The 17,258-nt window shown below is 63.4% G+C and carries 18 protein-coding genes; 10 read left to right on the top strand and 8 right to left on the bottom strand.

The genetic code is table 11. From position 1 onward, the window contains the following. Nucleotides 1-23: 23 nt before the first annotated feature. Nucleotides 24-956 (bottom strand): sterol desaturase family protein, encoded by a 933-nt coding sequence (locus EXE63_RS12865; RefSeq protein WP_062657363.1) that lies wholly within the window; start codon nt 954-956, stop codon nt 24-26. A 111-nt stretch (nt 957-1,067) separates the two neighbouring features. Between EXE63_RS12865 and EXE63_RS12870 the strand changes: the two genes are divergently transcribed. From EXE63_RS12870 to EXE63_RS12885, 4 genes are all read left to right on the top strand, one after another. Then, nucleotides 1,068-1,826: an AraC family transcriptional regulator gene (locus EXE63_RS12870; protein WP_062657362.1), complete on the top strand. Its 759-nt coding sequence runs from the start codon at nt 1,068-1,070 to the stop codon at nt 1,824-1,826. Between the two features lie 207 nt (nt 1,827-2,033). Further along, entirely contained in the window at nt 2,034-3,467 is a 1,434-nt protein-coding gene (locus tag EXE63_RS12875) for a fused MFS/spermidine synthase (protein WP_168142288.1), read from the top strand. Between the two features lie 147 nt (nt 3,468-3,614). Beyond that, complete coding sequence (locus tag EXE63_RS12880; protein WP_062657360.1) at nt 3,615-4,073, top strand: ArsR/SmtB family transcription factor; 459 nt, start codon at nt 3,615-3,617, stop codon at nt 4,071-4,073. Then, nucleotides 4,070-4,663, top strand: coding sequence for a cadmium resistance transporter (locus EXE63_RS12885; protein ID WP_062657359.1), 594 nt, complete (start codon nt 4,070-4,072; stop codon nt 4,661-4,663). Before EXE63_RS12880 ends, EXE63_RS12885 begins: the two co-directional genes overlap by 4 nt. A 128-nt stretch (nt 4,664-4,791) precedes the next feature. On the opposite strand, the gene EXE63_RS12890 is transcribed toward EXE63_RS12885, so the two are convergent. Together EXE63_RS12890 and EXE63_RS12895 are read right to left on the bottom strand one after the other, a co-directional pair. Further along, the gene (locus EXE63_RS12890) at nt 4,792-5,559 is read right to left on the bottom strand and encodes a serine hydrolase (RefSeq protein WP_062657369.1); all 768 of its coding nucleotides are present in this window, start codon (nt 5,557-5,559) and stop codon (nt 4,792-4,794) included. A gap of 131 nt (nt 5,560-5,690) precedes the next feature. Continuing rightward, complete coding sequence (locus EXE63_RS12895) at nt 5,691-6,377, bottom strand: DsbA family protein (protein WP_234904474.1); 687 nt, start codon at nt 6,375-6,377, stop codon at nt 5,691-5,693. Nucleotides 6,378-6,520: 143 nt separating this feature from the next. On the opposite strand from EXE63_RS12895, the gene EXE63_RS12900 reads away from it, so the two are divergent. After that, nucleotides 6,521-7,714, top strand: a complete 1,194-nt coding sequence (locus EXE63_RS12900) for a L,D-transpeptidase (RefSeq protein ID WP_062657358.1) — start codon at nt 6,521-6,523, stop codon at nt 7,712-7,714. A 2-nt stretch (nt 7,715-7,716) separates the two neighbouring features. On the opposite strand, the gene EXE63_RS12905 is transcribed toward EXE63_RS12900, so the two are convergent. Both EXE63_RS12905 and ripC read right to left on the bottom strand, forming a co-directional pair. Next, nucleotides 7,717-8,043 (bottom strand): BlaI/MecI/CopY family transcriptional regulator, encoded by a 327-nt coding sequence (locus EXE63_RS12905; protein WP_234811753.1) that lies wholly within the window; start codon nt 8,041-8,043, stop codon nt 7,717-7,719. 64 nt (nt 8,044-8,107) lie between these two features. Then, nucleotides 8,108-9,190: a peptidoglycan hydrolase RipC gene (ripC, locus tag EXE63_RS12910; protein WP_409365974.1), complete on the bottom strand. Its 1,083-nt coding sequence runs from the start codon at nt 9,188-9,190 to the stop codon at nt 8,108-8,110. Nucleotides 9,191-9,474: 284 nt separating this feature from the next. Here ripC and ctaE point away from each other — a divergent pair, with 284 nt between their 5' ends. From ctaE to EXE63_RS12930, 4 genes are all read left to right on the top strand, one after another. Then, a complete protein-coding gene (gene ctaE, locus EXE63_RS12915) occupies nt 9,475-10,068 on the top strand; it encodes an aa3-type cytochrome oxidase subunit III (protein WP_062657356.1) in 594 nt (197 codons plus the stop codon). Nucleotides 10,069-10,085: 17 nt separating this feature from the next. Next, a complete protein-coding gene (locus EXE63_RS12920; RefSeq protein ID WP_234811754.1) occupies nt 10,086-10,382 on the top strand; it encodes a hypothetical protein in 297 nt (98 codons plus the stop codon). A gap of 145 nt (nt 10,383-10,527) precedes the next feature. Continuing rightward, a complete protein-coding gene (locus EXE63_RS12925) occupies nt 10,528-11,184 on the top strand; it encodes a DsbA family protein (RefSeq protein ID WP_062657354.1) in 657 nt (218 codons plus the stop codon). Then, nucleotides 11,141-12,100 carry a L,D-transpeptidase gene (locus EXE63_RS12930; protein WP_084395207.1) on the top strand — a complete coding sequence of 320 codons (960 nt, stop codon included), beginning with the start codon at nt 11,141-11,143 and terminating at the stop codon, nt 12,098-12,100. Before EXE63_RS12925 ends, EXE63_RS12930 begins: the two co-directional genes overlap by 44 nt. Here the strand turns inward: EXE63_RS12930 and EXE63_RS32900 are convergent. Beyond that, entirely contained in the window at nt 11,982-12,461 is a 480-nt protein-coding gene (locus EXE63_RS32900) for a YHS domain-containing protein (RefSeq protein ID WP_234811756.1), read from the bottom strand. The genes EXE63_RS12930 and EXE63_RS32900 overlap by 119 nt on opposite strands. Between EXE63_RS32900 and EXE63_RS32905 the strand changes: the two genes are divergently transcribed. Then, nucleotides 12,366-12,707, top strand: coding sequence for a hypothetical protein (locus tag EXE63_RS32905; protein ID WP_062657352.1), 342 nt, complete (start codon nt 12,366-12,368; stop codon nt 12,705-12,707). The two genes, EXE63_RS32900 and EXE63_RS32905, sit on opposite strands and share 96 nt — an antisense overlap. A 74-nt stretch (nt 12,708-12,781) precedes the next feature. Here EXE63_RS32905 and EXE63_RS12940 read toward each other — a convergent pair whose 3' ends face one another. Both EXE63_RS12940 and ctaD read right to left on the bottom strand, forming a co-directional pair. Further along, on the bottom strand, nt 12,782-15,298 hold the full coding sequence (locus EXE63_RS12940; protein ID WP_234904475.1) for a heavy metal translocating P-type ATPase: 2,517 nt from the start codon (nt 15,296-15,298) through the stop codon (nt 12,782-12,784). 41 nt (nt 15,299-15,339) lie between these two features. Next, nucleotides 15,340-17,085: an aa3-type cytochrome oxidase subunit I gene (ctaD, locus tag EXE63_RS12945; protein WP_062657520.1), complete on the bottom strand. Its 1,746-nt coding sequence runs from the start codon at nt 17,083-17,085 to the stop codon at nt 15,340-15,342. Nucleotides 17,086-17,258: the final 173 nt, after the last annotated feature.

Raw genomic sequence — 17,258 nt, forward strand, 5'->3', positions numbered from 1 at the left:
GGGCAGGAGTCCACACCCACACCTCAGTTACCCAACTGAGGTGTGGCGCTCGACCGGCCGTCAGCAGGTCGAGCCGATTGATCGTCGGCGTCAGCCACGAAGTGGCACGCGCCGCTGGCACGAAAAGGCTCGGCAAGTTGCGCGAGGTAACCGACCGGGTACTTCGGCTTGGCAGCGATACCGAGATCGTCGGCGCGGAAAAGGCGGCGCGGATCGTATGAAAACGTGTGTAGCAAGTGGTCCCACATCAGGGTGAACAAGCCGAAGTTCACATCGCCGACCCCTGCCCACTTCAGATGGTGGAAGCGGTGCCCCTCATTGAGCGCCAGGACCTTTCGTAGAGGCCCAACCCGGTAGTCAGCATTGGAGTGCTGCAAAAGCAGTTGGACAGCAATGCATACCGTAAGTGCTTCGGCGACCGCCTTGGGCATACCCAGTATGAGAAGCGGCGTGGTGGCGACCGCCAACTCGAGCGCTCCGTGGAGCGGATGTTTCATCAGACCGTTGAACCCGTAGAACCGCTTGACGCTGTGATGCACAGAGTGGAACCGCCACAGCCAGCCCACCCGGTGGCTTGCCATATGTACCAGCGTTACCCCCACGTCGGTAACCACGACAGCGAGCAGCACCTGTACAGGAAAGGAAACCGCAGCCGGCCACGCAACACTGAATGGCGAGAGCACGGTCAGCACGGGAATCACCAGCACAGTCGCAAGCAGCGCTACTTCGTTGACCATCGCGTGTGCTACGTCGCGGCCGCCATCACCGACCGTGTCGTTCCACTGCTCGTTGTAGGGCAGGAGATGCTCAGCCGCGAACGACACCGCAATCGCGAACAAGATCAAACCTGCCATCCACAGCTCAGCCCACGGGGCCTGCGCCAAACCAATCGCGGCCCCGTTGACCCCCAACAGCATCAGCGGCGGATAGCCGTACCGAACAATAGATTTCACCATGCAAGCAGTGTTTCGCCCACAGCCACTATCCCGCATGTACAGATCCGTCGACTTCAGCTCGGCGCAACCCGTGCTAGCCGTAGCGGAATCCGACACGCCATACTGAGCCGCATGCAATGGTCCGGTCAGGCTGTGATCGAACCGGGTCGGCTGATCTATCGTGGCCGCTTGGGCACAGCGCATCATCACGCCCACGCGGCGGTACAGATCGCCGTGGCCACAGACGCCACTCCGCTTCTCTTCACCGATGCCCGCGGTCAGCGCGCGAGCGCCCTAGCTGGAATCATTCCCGCTGGTACGGCGCACGCCCTCGATGCCGCAGACACAACCGGCCTGATGGTGTATCTAGAACCCACCACCTCCGTTGGGCGCTCAGTGAGCGCGCTCGTCGACAAGCAGACGCGCGCGTCCTGCTCGTCCTGGACCACCGCCGCTGCAACGCTGAGCCCGAATAGTGCTGTTCAAGAACATCTTTCGGGCGCCGCCGACGCCGTGTTGCGAACACTGCTCGGCCATACCCGCACCAGCGCGGCCCCGGATGAGTTCGTTCACCCCGGTGTGCAGCAGGTTGTCGCACTCATCCCACAACTGATCACCGGACCGATACGACTCACTGGAATGGCCGCTGCCGTGTACCTGTCCCCCGACCGGTTGGGCCGTCTGTTCGCCCGCGATGTCGGATTGTCGCTTTCGGCCTATGTGCGGTGGGCTCGGTTAATCCGCACGATGGAGGTAGCACGGAACGGTGGCACGATCACCGATGCAGCTCACGCGGCCGGGTTCAGCGACAGCTCGCATGCCAACAGGGCCTTCCATGAGATGTTCGGTATCGCTCCCATCAGCGCTTTCCGCGGTGTCAAGCTGCAATGACAGGCAGGCGTGGCGCTCTGCTGACCCTCGCCGTTCGCCTTCAGGCGGGTTCAACCTCGTGGCCTTGATCTGGCTCGTGTTTGCGAAGATGGACTGGTGACCGGACCGAACGCTCTGCCCCACGAGCAGTCCGAGCCCGCGCCCCTACCGAATCTGGGTTCCCGCGCCGCGGCAGCGCTGGTGGTCATTTCGTCGGCCGCAGTGTTGGTGGTCGAGATCACCGCCCTGCGACTGCTGGCCCCCTACCTCGGCCTCACACTGGAAACCAGCACTCTCGTCATCGGAATCGCGCTCGCAGCAATAGCTCTCGGATCCTGGGCAGGCGGACGCATGTCCGACCGCACTGACCCGCGCCAGCTCATAGGACCCGCGCTCGGCGCATCTGGTGCCGTCGTCGCGCTCACTCCCGCAGTGCTGCGCATGGCGGCGGAGTGGGCGCCGCCACTGCTACTCATTGTGGCGGCGATGACCATCCTGATTCCGGGCGCCCTGCTGTCCGCGGTGACACCGATGGTGACGAAGCTGCGCCTGACCACGCTGGATCAGACCGGAACGGTCGTCGGACAGCTTTCCGGACTCGGCACTGTGGGCGCTATCGCCGGCACAGTGCTCACTGGGTTTGTCCTGATTTCGCGGTTGCCGGTCAGTGCCATCCTGATCGGACTCGGGTCGTTATTGGTTCTGGGCGCAGTCGTCGTCGAGTGGCGAATGCGCCGCCGCAACCGCGCCAGGACTGCCGGGCTCGCGCTGGTCCTCATCGTCGGCGGTCTCGCCGACTACGTCGCTCCCGGAGGCTGCGATGCGGAAACCCAATATCACTGCTTGCGAGTGGTGGCCGACCCCGAACGCGACACTGGCCGAACTCTGGTCTTAGACGGGTTGAATCACTCCTACATCGATCTCGATGACCCGACTTACCTGCAATTCATGTATGTACGCGGGCTTGCCTCGGTGGTCGATGCCGCGTTCCCTGCGGGTGAGCCGCTGACGGCCTACCACCTCGGAGGCGGCGGGCTCACCTTTCCGCGGTATCTCGCAGCCACCCGGCCCGGGACGCGCAGCCTTGTCTCTGAGATCGACGGGGGCGTGGCGCGCGCCGACCGCGACGAGCTCGGCCTGAAATCCGATACTGGCATCGATGTCCGCGTCGAAGACGGCAGACTCGGAGTCGGCCGGCTTGCTGCAGGAGGCCAAGACCTGATTGTCGGAGACGCCTTCGGAGGCGTCAGCGTGCCGTGGCATCTCACCACCGCCGAGGCGATCGCTGATGTGCGCACGGCACTCAACACCACAGGGATATACGTCGCCAACCTCATCGACTATGGCGAGTTGTCTTTCCTGCGCGCCGAAATCGCCACCCTCAGTCAAGCCTTTGATCACATCCTGCTGGCTGGCGAACCCCGCGACCTCGGTCTGGATCTGACGGCCGCACCCGATGGCGGCAACTTTGTCGTCGCCGCCTCCCATCGAGCCCTGGACTCCGACGCGATCCAAACGGGTCTCGACGCTCGAGAAACGCCATGGAAAGTCATGCAAGGAGAAGCTCTGCGCCAGTGGGTGGGCGACGCCACACCGCTCTCCGACAACTACGCCCCCGTCGACCAGCTTCTCGAACCGTCCCGCACGCGAAGCACCGGTTAGCAACCTCCACCGACCGCCCACCGCCCGCACAGTTCAAAAAATGAGGCCGCCGACGCCGGTGAAAAGGACGCGACGTCGACGGCGGGTCGCCGCGATGGCCACCAACCCGCCGCCCATACATCGCCATTAACCGGTTATCATCGCCAGATGACGATGAATAAGGAGAGTGCCTGTCTGTTCGGCAGCGGCGGCTCAGGAAACACTTCGAGTGTCGATGCTGCGGTGGCGTTGTTTCGCAGTCTCTCCGATACGGCCCGGCTGGCCATCGTCCGCCGCCTGTCGGACGGTGAGGCACGGGTGGTAGATCTGACCGGCGAGCTGGGCTTAGCCCAATCCACGGTCTCAGCCCATGTCGCCTGCCTGCGGGACTGCGGCCTGGTGATCGGACGTCCCGAAGGTCGACAGATGTTCTACTCACTGGCCCGACCCGAAGTCATGGACCTGTTGGCCTCAGCAGAGACGCTGCTAACAGCGACAGGGAACACCGTTGTGTTGTGCCCCCAGTACGGAACCGATAGCGCCGTTGTGATCGATACGCGCATCGACCAAAAAAACGATGCGCCGACCCGAGGAGAAGGCACCGCTGCCACGGACGCACCGGCATGATCCTGTCGTCAGTTTTGCCGGCCATCGGCCTGTTCATTGTCACCAATATCGACGACATCATCGTGCTCTCGCTGTTCTTCGCCCGCGGCGCTGGGCACCGCGGCACCACGGTCCGGATTACCGCTGGGCAGTATCTGGGCTTTGCGGGCATTCTGGGTGCGGCCGTCCTGGTGACACTGGGTGCCGGTGCGTTTCTTCCCGCACAGGTCATCCCGTACTTCGGCCTGATCCCCCTGGCCCTAGGTCTACGGGGGGCATGGCAGGCGTGGCGTGGCAACGGTGACGACGATGATGATGCGAGCGCCACAGGCAGAAGCGTCGGCGTGTGGACCGTCGCTGCAGTCACTTTCGCCAATGGCGGTGACAATATCGGCGTCTATGTCCCTGTCTTCCTCAGCGTGGGGCCTGCTGCGGTCGTTGCCTACTGCGTCGTGTTCCTCGTACTCGTCGCTGTCCTCGTCGTTGCCGCCAGGTACGTCGCCACCCGCCGGCCGATCGCCGAAGTCCTCGAACGCTGGGAACACATACTCTTTCCGATCGTCCTGATTGGTCTTGGCATCGTCATCCTGGCTAGCGGTCTCGTCTCCTGAAAGCTCAATGGCTTCGCTCGCTCGGCAGAATGCCACACAACGCTCGTCGTACTGGACGCGAACCCCGAGGGCGCCGCCTGAACCTTGCTTTCCGCAGAGGAGCGCTCCCGCATTTGCGAGTCAAAAGGTCATGGCCCTAAGAGGATTCGCGACAGCTCGGTGGTCGTTTCGACACCGTCGTCGTAGCCGCCCTCACCATCGAGGCCGTTCATGATGGCCAGGGTGTAGCGCTGGCCCGGGCCGGCGAAGCCCACGGAGTTGACCACCCACCCGCCCTGCTCCTGCGACCAGCCGTTCTTGTTGCCGGGACTCATCGCGGCCCCGGCGCCCCACACCCCCCACTGCTGCGAGCTGTCCACCCGCTGCATCTCGGCCACCACTGCCGCCGCGTTGGCCGGCGTGAGACCGGTGAGCACATAGTTCATCAGGGCGTCGAAGTCATCGGCGGTGCCCTTCTGAAAGCCCCAGTACGGGTAGACGTCGCCGAACCCGCGTTGCGGTTGCACGCTTGTCATCCCGTACCGAACGAAGTTCGCGTTGAACACATTGCTGGTCCCGCCGTACCGCGACCACAGCGAATCGGCCGCATCATTGTCCGAATTGCGCAGCATCGCAGCCATCTGTTCCCGGTCAGCCGCGGTCAGACGCAGCGTGCCGACCTGTTCGCGGCTCAGCAGGTCAGCCACCATCGCCAGTTTGATCGTCGATGCGGTCCAGATCGGCGTCCCGGCCGCGGCATTGCGGTAGCGCGCGCCGGTAACCCGGTCACGCAGCACGAACCCGACCGTTCCCGGACGGGTGGCCACGTATTTCTCGGCGGCCGCGATGCGCTGTTGCAGCCCGCACTGCGGGTCCGCAGCACTGCAGCTTGCCGAGGCCGACGGTACTGCGATCATCCACGACCACAGCATCGCAGCGCCGACCAGGAGGCGAAGCCCTCGGCGCACAGGTGTTTTCATGTGTTTCAGCTCTAACAGGGCCCGTAAACCGTCGGCCGCATGACATGGCCGTGTGTCGCACTTCGTCATCAAGGTGTGTTCTGTAGCGCGTCCTCGACGGCGGTACGCAGATCCTCGGCACGACGCAGGGCAATCTGCTGGCCGTTGACGAAGAAAGTGGGTGTGCCCATCACACCGAGCTTTTCTCCGTCCTGCTGGTCAACGCGGATGCGTTCCAGCGTCGCCGGATCGTTGTAGGCCGCGTCGAACGCCGCCATGTCCAGGTTGAGGTCGGTGGCGAAACCGCGGAAGACGTCATCAGCCGGCACGCGCTGCTCGCCCCACTCCGATTGTGTCTCGTACATTTTCCGGTACATCGCTTCGAGTTGACCCTGTTGTGCAGCGGCCTCCACGGCGCGTGCGGCACGCTCACCGTTGAAATGCCCCGACAACGGGAAGTACCGGATCACGAACTCGACACGATCGCCGTACTGGTTGCGCAATTCCTCTACCAGGGGGTACGCGGCGCGGCACCCTTCGCACTCGAAATCCAGGAACTCGACGAGAGTCACCTTTGGATCCGGCAGGTCGTTGAGCCGGTGGCTGCTGTCGCGCACAACCTGTACCCCGCCGGCATCGGCGGTGGGCGCTGCTTCACTGCGGTTAGCATCGTCACCCTTGCTACCGCTGTTCATGAGCAAGACCACGCCAACCGCCAGGATGGTGATGACGGCCAAAGCGGTCAGCCAGGCACGGCCAGCGCGCGTTGTCAGCAACAGTTCACTCCCTAGGTGGCGCTAAAGCGGCATGGTTCCCCGCTGACGTGCATATACGTAGCAACTACGTAGGATGGTAGCGCAACGGATTCTCGGCGACGGACAGGACGGCTTTGATGGGGCGGGCGATTTCCACGATACGCATGCGAGGCACTGCGCTCACCACGCTATTCGCGCTCCTCACGCTGGTGGCGCTGGTCTTGGGTTTGAGCGCCTGCAGCTCGCCGCAAGGCACCCCGCAGGCGCAGCCGATCGAGAAGGGCACGCCATACAGCGACCTGCTCGTCCCTAAATTGCAGGCTTCGGTCACCGACGGCGACATCGGGGTCACGGTCGAGGAACCAGTGACGGTGAGTGTCGAGGCCGGCGTGCTCGGCGAGGTGACCCTGGTGAATGCGCAGGGACGGGTCGTCGCGGGCGAGCTGAGCACCGACGGCGTTTCTTGGCGTTCGGCCGAGCCGCTGGGCTACAACAAGGAATACACACTGAACGCCGATGCCTATGGATTGGGCGGGGTGACCCACACCAGTGCCACCTTCGAGACGCACTCCCCGCAGAACCTGACGATGCCCTACGTCATGCCCGATGACGGTGCCGTGGTCGGCGTGGGCCAGCCCATCTCGGTGACCTTCGACGAGCCCATTCCTAACCGCCTCGCCGCCCAACGCGCGGTCACCGTGACCACCACTCCTGCGGTGGAGGGCGCATTCTATTGGCTCAGTGGTCGTGAGATGCGTTGGCGGCCCGCCGAGTATTGGAAGCCGGGCACCACGGTGGAGGTACAGGTGAAGACCTACGGGGTGGATCTGGGCGACGGTCTGTTCGGACAGGACGATGTCACCAGCCGATTCACCATCGGCGATGAGGTCATCGCCACCGCCGATGACGCCACCAAGACCCTGACCGTGCGTGTCAACGGTGAAGTGGCCAAGACGATGCCGATCTCGATGGGCAAGGATTCCTCACCCACCGACAACGGCACCTATATCGTCGCCGAGCGCCTTGCGGACATGGTGATGGATTCGTCGACCTACGGCGTGCCGGTGAACTCACCCGACGGGTACCGCACCGAGGTCAAGTGGGCCACCCGGATGTCCTACAGCGGGATCTTCGTCCATGCGGCTCCCTGGTCGGTGGGCAGTCAGGGGCGGACGAACGTCAGCCACGGCTGCCTCAACGCCAGCACCGAGAACGCGAAGTGGTTCTACGACAACACCAAACGCGGGGACATCGTCGACGTGATCAACACCGTCGGGCCCACGCTGCCCGGCACCGACGGTCTCGGCGACTGGAACATCCCCTGGGAGCAGTGGAAGGCGGGTAACGCCGCAGCTTAGCGCTACCGCGAATCGACCTGACGTAGCGCTTTGCGCATCTGCGCGGATTCGTCGGCGGACATTTGCGCGAAGAGTGAGGCGAAGACCGCGTCCGGATCCCCCCCGGCTTCCAACGCTGCCCGCATGAGATTCGCGGAGCGCTCCTCGCGAGTCATGGTCGCCCAGTAGCGGTATGCCTTGTGTTCGCGGTCGCGTCGGACCCAGCCTTTGCGGTGCAGATTGTCGAGGGTGGAAAGTACCGTGGTATAGGCAATTTGGCGTGTTGTGGACAGTTCCTCGAACACTGTACGCACCGTGACGCCCTCCACACTGGCCCACACACGGTCCATCACCGTGGCTTCCAACTCGCCCAATCCCCCAAGCTGCACGCTGATCGTCCCCTAGAGCTGCGGCCTAGTAGCGCCGTGCGTTGTAGATGGGCGCCGACGATATCGGCGCTACCTTCACCGGCGTGCCGTAGGTGGACGCGTGCACCATGTTGCCCTCGCCAATGTAGATGCCGGCATGAGAAGCATCTTCGTAGAAGGTCACGATATCGCCGGGCTGCAACGCGTTAATCGCCACGTCCTGGCCACCTGCTGCGAGAGCCTGACTGGAACGCGGAAGCGATTTACCTTCTTGCAGGAAAGCCCATTTGATCAATCCGGAGCAGTCGAACGCTGCCGGCCCGGTGGCGCCCCAGGAGTACGGAGAGCCGATGCGGCTCATGGCTGCCTGCACCGCCACGGTTGCGCCGCCGGGAGACGCTGGCGGTTGGGCCGCCTCGGGCATCGCAAGGATTGCCGGATCAGGCCCAGGGGCGGGGGGCGCGGCAACAGGCCCAGGGTCGGCCAGCACGACTCGCTGTTGTGGAGTCAGGGCCTGGTATTGGGCCTCCACTGAGGTGATCTTTTCTTTGAGGCGACTCTGTTGAGCCTGCACATCGGCCCGGACCGCGGCCGCCTCAGCGGCAGCCGCGCGCGCTTGCACAGCCGACGCTTCTGATGCCCGTACAGCAGCATCTGAGCGCAGGATCGCATTGCGGTGAGCGGTCATTCGGTCCCTCATCTGGCCGGCCATCAGAGACTTCAGAGCGAGGTCATCGATCATCCGTTGCGGCGACGGCGCGACGAGAATTGCCCCTAGAGTGCTTGTAGATCCGGCCATGTAGGCGGCCGCAGCCACTTCATCGACCGCGGCCTGATAGCCCGCCAGCTCGCCTTGGGCGGCACTGGCGGCCGCCAGATCGACACGGTGGCGCTCTTGGGCTGCGCGGTGCGCGGCGGTCTTCGATTCCAGGTCGATCTCGGCGGTGTACATCTGCTCGGTCAGCCGTTCAGCCTCCCGCGAGAGCTCGTTCATACGCGCAAGCGCGTCGGCTGCGGGGTCAGCGCTGACCAAACTTGCGCCGGCGAGCATCACCGCGGCCACCAGGGCAGACACGACCACCCGAAACCAGATGGTACGAGACGCCGGCTGCGCGTAGCTGTACCGCACGTCGACTCCTCCTTGAAAGTCTTAGAATATACGTATTTACTACGTAGATCACAGGAAGGTTACGGAAGTTTGGCCCACCTGTCCACGCGTGGCGGTCAACACCCACCCGAGGGCCTCGCGGAGCACTTCGACACTAGAGCGTCCTGGCAGGATCAACGTTATAGCGACACGATGGGCGGCTGTCACGCCACCGCGGGGAGACGCAGTTGGCGAGCCGCCGACTCTATGCCATAGTACGTACTTAATACGTAGACCATGAAGTCGGCCATGCCGTGAGGAACACCATGACAACCGGAACTGCCATCACGGCGAAGGTTCACTCACTGAACCGACCCAACATGGTCGCCGTCGGCACCATCGTGTGGCTGTCGAGTGAACTGATGTTCTTCGCTGGACTGTTCGCGATGTACTTCACTGCGCGTGCGCAGGCCGACGCGTGGCCGCCAGAGCCGACAGAACTCAATCTGGCGCTCGCCGTGCCGGTGACGGTGGTATTGATCGCGTCATCATTCACCTGCCAGATGGGGGTCTTCGCGGCCGAGCGCGGCGATGTCTTCGGTCTGCGCAGGTGGTACGCCGTCACGTTGTTGATGGGGCTGTTCTTCGTTTTGGGCCAAGGCTACGAGTACGTGAAACTTGTCGGCGAGGGAACGACTATCTCCGGCAGCGCCTACGGGTCGGTCTTTTACTTGGCGACCGGTTTTCATGGGCTCCATGTGATCGGTGGACTGGTCGCCTTCGCGATGTTGTTGGCGCGCACTAAAATGAGTAAGTTCACCCCCGCCCAAGCAACAGCAGCGATCGTCGTCTCGTATTACTGGCACTTCGTGGACATCGTCTGGATCGCATTGTTTGCCGTGATCTATTTCGTGCGATGATGCCGCGCTCGGCTGCGATGCCTGTCGTGATCGTCGCCGCAACCGTCCTTCTCTTCGCCGCGCTGTCGGTGCCGATTCACGCCGACGCAACGACGTCGCCCGCGCCCTCTCCGACGATCACCACCCCGACGACTCATAGCTACGACGATTCCCACACCGACCAGCAAGCGCCCGGATCGAATCCCGCCTTCTGGATTCTTGGCGCCGCGGCGATCTGCCTGGTGGTCATCGCGACGATCATGTTGCGCGCGGGCCGGCCGGCTCGAACTCATCTTGATCGCGGTGCGCACCCGCCTGATCAGCGGCCCACGTAAACGACTCCGGACGTGGGTTTTACGGACGCCTAGCCGGCCGGCCACCATGACCTACTGCCTTACTACGTATATACTGGGGTTTGCGGCCGCTCGCCCAGCCATGTGTGGCGCGATAGCGGTCGCCATAGACAAAGGATGTGCGCCGGTGGCCCCTCTCACACGACTTCTGTTGACCGCGTTCGTGGCGTTCACAGCGATCATCGGCGCTGGTGTCTACCTGTCAGTACGGGACGCGTCCACGACGACCGCTCAGGAAGAGGTCGTAGATGCCGGACAACTTGTTCGAGAGAACAGCCGTCGCCTCAACACAGCTCCCGGAAGTGACGTCAACTTCGTTGAGTTCCTGGACTTCGAATGTGAAGCGTGCCGCGCCGCGTTCCCCCTTGTGGAGCAGCTGCGAACCGAGTACGCAGACCGAGTCAACTTCGTCGTCCGATACTTTCCGATCCAATCGCATTTCAATGCCGAACGCGCAGCACGTGCCGTCGAAGCTGCCGCTCAGCAGGGCAAGTTCGAACCGATGTACAAGAAGATGTTCGAGACGCAGAGCCAGTGGGGTGAACAGCAGGTGCCGGCGGACGCGACCTTCCGCGGATTCGCCGTTGAACTCGGCATCGACATGCTGGCCTTTGATGCCGCCTACAACGATCCAGCCACCGTTGACCGCATCAATGTCGATGTCGCCGACGGGGAAGCATTGGGTGTCAAGGGCACTCCGAGCATTTTCCTCGGCGGTCAGCAACTGGACTTCCGAACGTATGAAGATCTGTCCGCGGCGGTCGATCAAGCGTTGGCCCAATAGCGAGAGAGCGACGAAGTCAGTGCATTCCACGCGTAGACCATTCACCGCGATCATCGCAGCCGGGTCAGCGGTCATCGCGATAGCGACGAGCGCGACTGCCTCTGCTGAGCCGATGGACCCGACCCCACCCACTGTCCCGGGTGAGCCGTTCGCGATGCCGACGCCTGTCGGTGAAGCATCCGCGGGCCAGAATCCGGCGCCCTACATCGGGGAGCCGGTATTCGCGCCACCGACATTCAACCCAGTCAACGGCTCGCTGGTCGGTGTCGCCAAACCCATCGTCATCAACTTTCAGCGCCCGATCGCCAACCGCCCGCTGGCCGAACAGGCGGTGCACATCTCATCCAACCCCCCGGTGCCCGGCAAGTTCTACTGGATGAGCGATACCCAACTGCGCTGGCGGCCTCTGGACTTCTGGCCAGCCAACACCGTGGTCACTGTCGACGCCAGTGGCACGAGATCGAGTTTCCGCACCGGCGATGCACTGGTGGCGACCATCGACGATGCCACTCACCAGATGGAGGTCATGCGCAACGGCGAGCTCGTGAAAACCATTCCGGTGTCCTTGGGTAAGCCCGGATACGAGACCCCCAATGGCACTTATTACGTCCTGGAGAAGTTCGCCGACATGGTCATGGACTCCTCCACGTATGGCGTCCCGATCGATTCCCCAGAGGGTTACCGGCTCAAGGTCAAGGACGCGGTGCGAATCAACAACGCCGGGATCTTCGTCCACGGCGCCCCCTGGTCCGTCGCCGATCAGGGCAAGCGCAACGTCAGTCACGGCTGCCCGAACCTCAGCCCCGCGGACGCCCAGTGGTTCTTCGACAATTTCGGTAGTGGAGATCCGGTGGTCGTGAAGAACTCCGTCGGTACATACACCGAGAATGACGGCGCTCAGGATTGGCAGATCTGACAGGTTCAGGCGGACGACTCCGCTCTTGGAACTGGCGTAGGCACGTCGTCGAACAGAACCGATACGACACTCCCCCACGAGAAATCGTCAACTCGGCAGTGAGTGCACCGACGTGCATCCGGCATATCGGGTCGACATGATCTTGGTGACTGGCACCCATATCGAGCACGAAGACCTCTACCGGCGAAGTTATATTGCGCAGGCGCAGTGGACCCAACGATGTTGATTCAACACCGCCGGAGGATCGTAGCTCCTTCGCGGCAGCGTGGTCCATGACGATCTGGCCTGGTTCGGCTATGGCCGCAAGTCTGGCCGCGGTGTTGACCGTCGCGCCGAAGATGTCGCCGTGGCGCTTGATCACCGAGCCGACACCAAATCCCGCCCGCAGCAGCGGAAAACCATCGATCCTGCGGGACGCGTCAGTGAGTCGTTGCAGGAACGCCACAGCCGCTGGGGCATCCGGGCTGGTGACCATCACGGCGTCACCAATAGTCTTGATCAGTTCGTCATCGGGCCCGAGCACCGCTTCAGACATTTCGGCGAAGTTGCCCGCCAGTCCTGCGGCGCGATGATCGCCGTGAACTTCGGTGTAGGCAGTGAAACCTGACATGTCCACGAATGTGACGACGGTATGGACGTCGGTGTGCTCGAAATCGCTTGCCACGCTGGACATGATTGTGACTACCTCACGTGCGGGTTATTCAACGGCGCCAGCGGGCGTATCGGTGTTGCGAGCAGTCGGAGCGCGTTGACCACAACGATGAGCGTCGACCCTTCGTGAATGAGTACCGCCGGGCCGATTCCCAGGCCCAGCACTGTCGCTGGAATCAGCAGCGCGACGATTCCCAGGCTCGCCCAAAGGTTCTGCTTGATGATGCGCGAGGAGCGCCTGCTGAGATCCACCGCGAACGGCAGCGCTGTGAGGTCATCGGCCATCAGAGCAACGTCGGCGGTCTCCAGGGCGACATCGGAGCCTGCCGCTCCCATCGCGATGCCGACGCTCGCGCTGGCCATCGCGGGAGCGTCGTTGACGCCGTCTCCGACCATGCCGACCCGGCCGTGGCGCAGTCGAAGCGCCGCGATCTCGGACACCTTGTCCTCGGGCATCAGGTCGCCGCGGGCGAACCCGACGCCCACTTGGGCCGCGACGGCATCAGCCACGCGCTGGTTGTCGCCCGACAGCATCACGGTGTCATCGATGCCGAGCTCTGCGAGCTGTGCGATCACGGCTGCGGCCTCGGGACGTGGCACATCCATCAGTCCGATAGCGCCCAACCAGTGCTCGCCCGCGCGCACCAGCATGGTGGTGCGGCCCGACTGTTCCAGGAAGTCGACGTCTGCGGCCAGCTGACTCGGCGGGTGTTGGCCGGCTTCGGTGAACAGTTCGCGCTTGCCGATGCGGACCTCGACGCCGTCAACCGACGCTGAGATACCGCGACCGATCAGCGCACGGACGTTGGTCGCCTTCGGCACTGCCGCACCTGAAAGCCGTGCACGACCGTCGCGGACAATGGCACGCGCCAGTGGGTGATCACTCTGCTCTTCGACCGCCACCGCGATGCTGAGCAGTTCTTCGTCGCCGCCGCTTGTCGTCGCGATGACGTCTGCGATCTGCGGGCGGCCCTCGGTCAACGTGCCGGTCTTGTCGAAGGCCAGTACCTTCACCCTGCCGAGTTCTTCGAGCGCGGCGCCGCCCTTCACCAGGACTCCGGCCTTGGCCGCGCGTGCCACCGACGACAACACCGCGCTCGGCGTTGCGATCGCCAAAGCACAGGGACTTGCGGCCACCAGCACCGCCAGGGCGCGGTAGACGGTCGCGGTGAACGGCTCGTCGACCACCAGTCCGGCGAACAGCAGCAACGCCACGCCGACCAGGATGGTCGGCACAAATATGCGTTGAAACTTGTCGGTGAACCGCTGGGTCGATGTTGTCTTGGTCTGCGCCTCGGCGACCAATCGGACAACCCGGGCCAGTGTCGAGTCACCGGCAAGGCGGGTTACCTGGATCTCGATGGCGCCGGCACCGTTGATCGTGCCGGCGAAGACCCGTGCCGTGGCGTCCACGAGTTCGGGTGCGGCGGTAGCTGCCGCGACATCCGGGACAGGTCTCTTGTCGACGGGCACGCTCTCGCCGGTCACGGGGGCCTGGTCGATGCTGCTGGTGCCCGCGACGACGAAGCCGTCGGCGGCAAGACGCATGTTGGGCCGTACGACGACCACGTCGCCGATCCCCAGATCAGCAACGGGTATTTCGACGGTATCGCCGGTGCCCCCGCGGCGGACCAGAGCTGTCTTGGGCGCCAGTTCGGCAAGGGCTTCGATCGCCCTGCGGGCGCGACCCATCGCGTACCCCTCCAGCGCGTGACCCACGCTGAACAGGAACAGCAGCAGCGCGCCTTCGGCGACTTCACCCAGCGCCGCAGCACCTGCTGCGGACACCAACATGAGGAAGTCAATCTCGAACCTCCCATGCCGGACACTGGCATAGGCCTCCTGCACGGTGAAGTACGCGCCGAAGAAGAACGCCAGGGAGTAGACCACCAACTCGACGATCCGGGGCGTGCCGGCGAATGTCGCCAGCAGCCATCCGGTCAGGAGCAATCCACCGGATAGTGCCGCAAAGATGAGTTCGCTGCGTTCCCCGAAGATTCCGCCGTGGCTGTGCTGATGATCGGCGTGGCCGTCTTCGTGCGCGGGGCTGTCCTCGATATCGCGCTCTGGGACCTGAGACCGGCTCCACTCGCCGATGACATCGACGATTTCCTGTGCGGTCACCACCGCACGCTCGAACTCCACCTCGACAGCAGTCGGTGTCGCTTCTGCGGCAACCACTCCCGGGATTGTCTGCAGTTGCTCGACCAACTCCATACCGATGGTGACATCATCGACCCCGTCGGTCGGCGACCAACTCAGGTGACCGTACTGCGAAGTGATGGTTTGCGCCGCCTGCCGCGCGCGCAGCTGAATATCGCTGGCCGTCACCGCGCTGGCGTCATAGTGCACACATAGGCGGGGTTTGCGAGTTTCGCCCGCGACGAGGTGAGCTTGCTTGATGATCACATCGGCGGCGAGCCCGTAGGTCAGTCGGTCGGCGCACCGCTCGTCGCTGCTCGGGAGTAGGTCGGCAAGTTCGAGCGCCAGAGTTTTGATAGCCGGCGTGTCGTTGCGGCCAGTGGCACCGCAGTCTCGATCGGTCATACATGCAACTATACGCATGTATGCATGGATGCCGTCAATGCTTAGGTGCGAACTTCCACATCGTCGATCCGGGTGACATCCCCGTCGGACGGCCCGTGTGCCCGACCGATGTGCGCCTCGGCGCGCATCCGCTCCACCATGTGCGGGTAGTGCAGCTCGAATGCCGGCCGCTCCGAACGGATCCGGGGCAGTTCGGTGAAGTTGTGCCGCGGTGGTGGGCAGCTGGTGGCCCACTCCAGAGAGTTGCCGTAACCCCACGGGTCGTCGACCACGACGGGCTCGCCGTAACGCCAGCTCTTGAACACGTTCCAGACGAACGGCAGCGTCGACACGCCCAAGATCAGTGCCCCGACGGTGGAGATCACGTTCAGCGTCGTGAAACCGTCACTGGGCAGGTAGTCGGCGTAGCGACGCGGCATCCCATCATTGCCCAGCCAATGCTGAACCAGGAAGGTCGCATGGAAGCCGATGAACGTCAGCCAGAAGTGCAACTTGCCCAGACGCTCGTCGAGCAGCCGTCCGGTCATCTTCGGGAACCAGAAGTAGATGCCCGCATAGGTGGCGAACACGATGGTGCCGAAGAGCACGTAATGAAAGTGCGCGATCACGAAATAGCTGTCGGTGACCTGGAAGTCCAGCGGCGGGCTGGCCAGCAGCACACCCGACAGGCCACCGAGCAGGAAGGTGATCAGGAAGCCCACCGAGAACAACATCGGGGTCTCGAAGGTCAACTGCCCCTTCCACATCGTGCCTATCCAGTTGAAGAACTTGACGCCCGTCGGCACCGCGATCAGGAACGTCATGAACGAGAAGAACGGCAGCAGCACCGCACCGGTGGCGTACATGTGGTGTGCCCACACCGCCACCGACAGCGCCGCGATACCCAGCGTCGCGTAGATCAAGGTGGTGTACCCGAAGATCGGCTTGCGGCTGAACACCGGGAAGATCTCACTGACGATGCCGAAGAACGGCAGCGCGATGATGTACACCTCGGGGTGGCCGAAGAACCAGAACAGGTGCTGCCAGAGCAGCACACCGCCGTTGGCCGGGTCATAGATGAGGGATCCGAGATGTCGGTCCGCGAGCAATGCAAAGAGCGCCGCGGTCAGCAGCGGGAAGGCCAGCAGCACCAGGATCGAGGTCACCAGGATGTTCCAGGTGAAGATCGGCATCCGGAACATCGTCATACCGGGGGCGCGCATGCAGACCACGGTGGTGATCATGTTGACACCGCCGAGGATGGTGCCCAGACCACCGACGATCAAACCGACGATCCATAGATCCGCCCCCGCACCGGGGCTATGGATGACATTTGAGAGCGGCGTGTAGGCGGTCCAGCCGAAGTCGGCGGCGCCACCGGGGGTGATGAAACCACCCATGGCGATCAGCGCGCCGAACAGGAACAGCCAGTAGGACAGCGCGTTCAGACGCGGGAACGCAACGTCAGGGGCGCCGATCTGCAGCGGCAACACCAGGTTCGCGAAACCGAACACGATCGGGGTTGCGTAGAACAGCAGCATCACCGTGCCGTGCATGGTGAACAGCTGGTTGTATTGCTCGTTGGACAGGAACTGCAGCCCGGGAACCGTCAACTCGGTGCGCATCAGCAGGGCCATCAATCCGCCGGCCATGAAGAACCCAAAGCACGTGACCACGTACATCATGCCGATCAGCTTGTGATCGGTCGTGGTGATCAGCTTGTAGATGAGGTTGCCCTTGGGGCCCATCCGCTGCGGGAACGGACGCCGAGCCTCGAGTTCTCCGACGGGGGGCGCCTGGGCTGTCAAAGAATCCTCCTGCTGCCGCACGTCCGCCGTAGACCGTGTCATCTACTGGGTAGATCAGTAGATTAACCTACTGAGTATCCCAGTACTAATCTAGGTAGTTGTTCGTGCGGTCGAGATCGTAGTCCGCGCTGGTCATCGGCACGCAGCCCGCACTCCGTGCTCGGATTGCCGCG

The sequence above is a fragment of the Mycolicibacterium frederiksbergense genome (assembly GCF_012223425.1).
Lineage (GTDB): Bacteria > Actinomycetota > Actinomycetes > Mycobacteriales > Mycobacteriaceae > Mycobacterium > Mycobacterium frederiksbergense.

Coding starts and splice junctions, on each gene's coding strand:
- EXE63_RS12865 (WP_062657363.1), bottom strand. CDS start 956: ATGGTGAAATCTATTGTTCGGTACGGCTATCCGCCGCTGATGCTGTTG.
- EXE63_RS12870 (WP_062657362.1), top strand. CDS start 1,068: ATGCAATGGTCCGGTCAGGCTGTGATCGAACCGGGTCGGCTGATCTAT.
- EXE63_RS12880 (WP_062657360.1), top strand. CDS start 3,615: ATGACGATGAATAAGGAGAGTGCCTGTCTGTTCGGCAGCGGCGGCTCA.
- EXE63_RS12885 (WP_062657359.1), top strand. CDS start 4,070: ATGATCCTGTCGTCAGTTTTGCCGGCCATCGGCCTGTTCATTGTCACC.
- EXE63_RS12890 (WP_062657369.1), bottom strand. CDS start 5,559: ATGATCGCAGTACCGTCGGCCTCGGCAAGCTGCAGTGCTGCGGACCCG.
- EXE63_RS12900 (WP_062657358.1), top strand. CDS start 6,521: ATGCGAGGCACTGCGCTCACCACGCTATTCGCGCTCCTCACGCTGGTG.
- EXE63_RS12905 (WP_234811753.1), bottom strand. CDS start 8,043: ATGGACCGTGTGTGGGCCAGTGTGGAGGGCGTCACGGTGCGTACAGTG.
- ctaE (WP_062657356.1), top strand. CDS start 9,475: ATGACAACCGGAACTGCCATCACGGCGAAGGTTCACTCACTGAACCGA.
- EXE63_RS12920 (WP_234811754.1), top strand. CDS start 10,086: ATGCCTGTCGTGATCGTCGCCGCAACCGTCCTTCTCTTCGCCGCGCTG.
- EXE63_RS12930 (WP_084395207.1), top strand. CDS start 11,141: ATGAAGATCTGTCCGCGGCGGTCGATCAAGCGTTGGCCCAATAGCGAG.
- EXE63_RS12940 (WP_234904475.1), bottom strand. CDS start 15,298: ATGACCGATCGAGACTGCGGTGCCACTGGCCGCAACGACACGCCGGCT.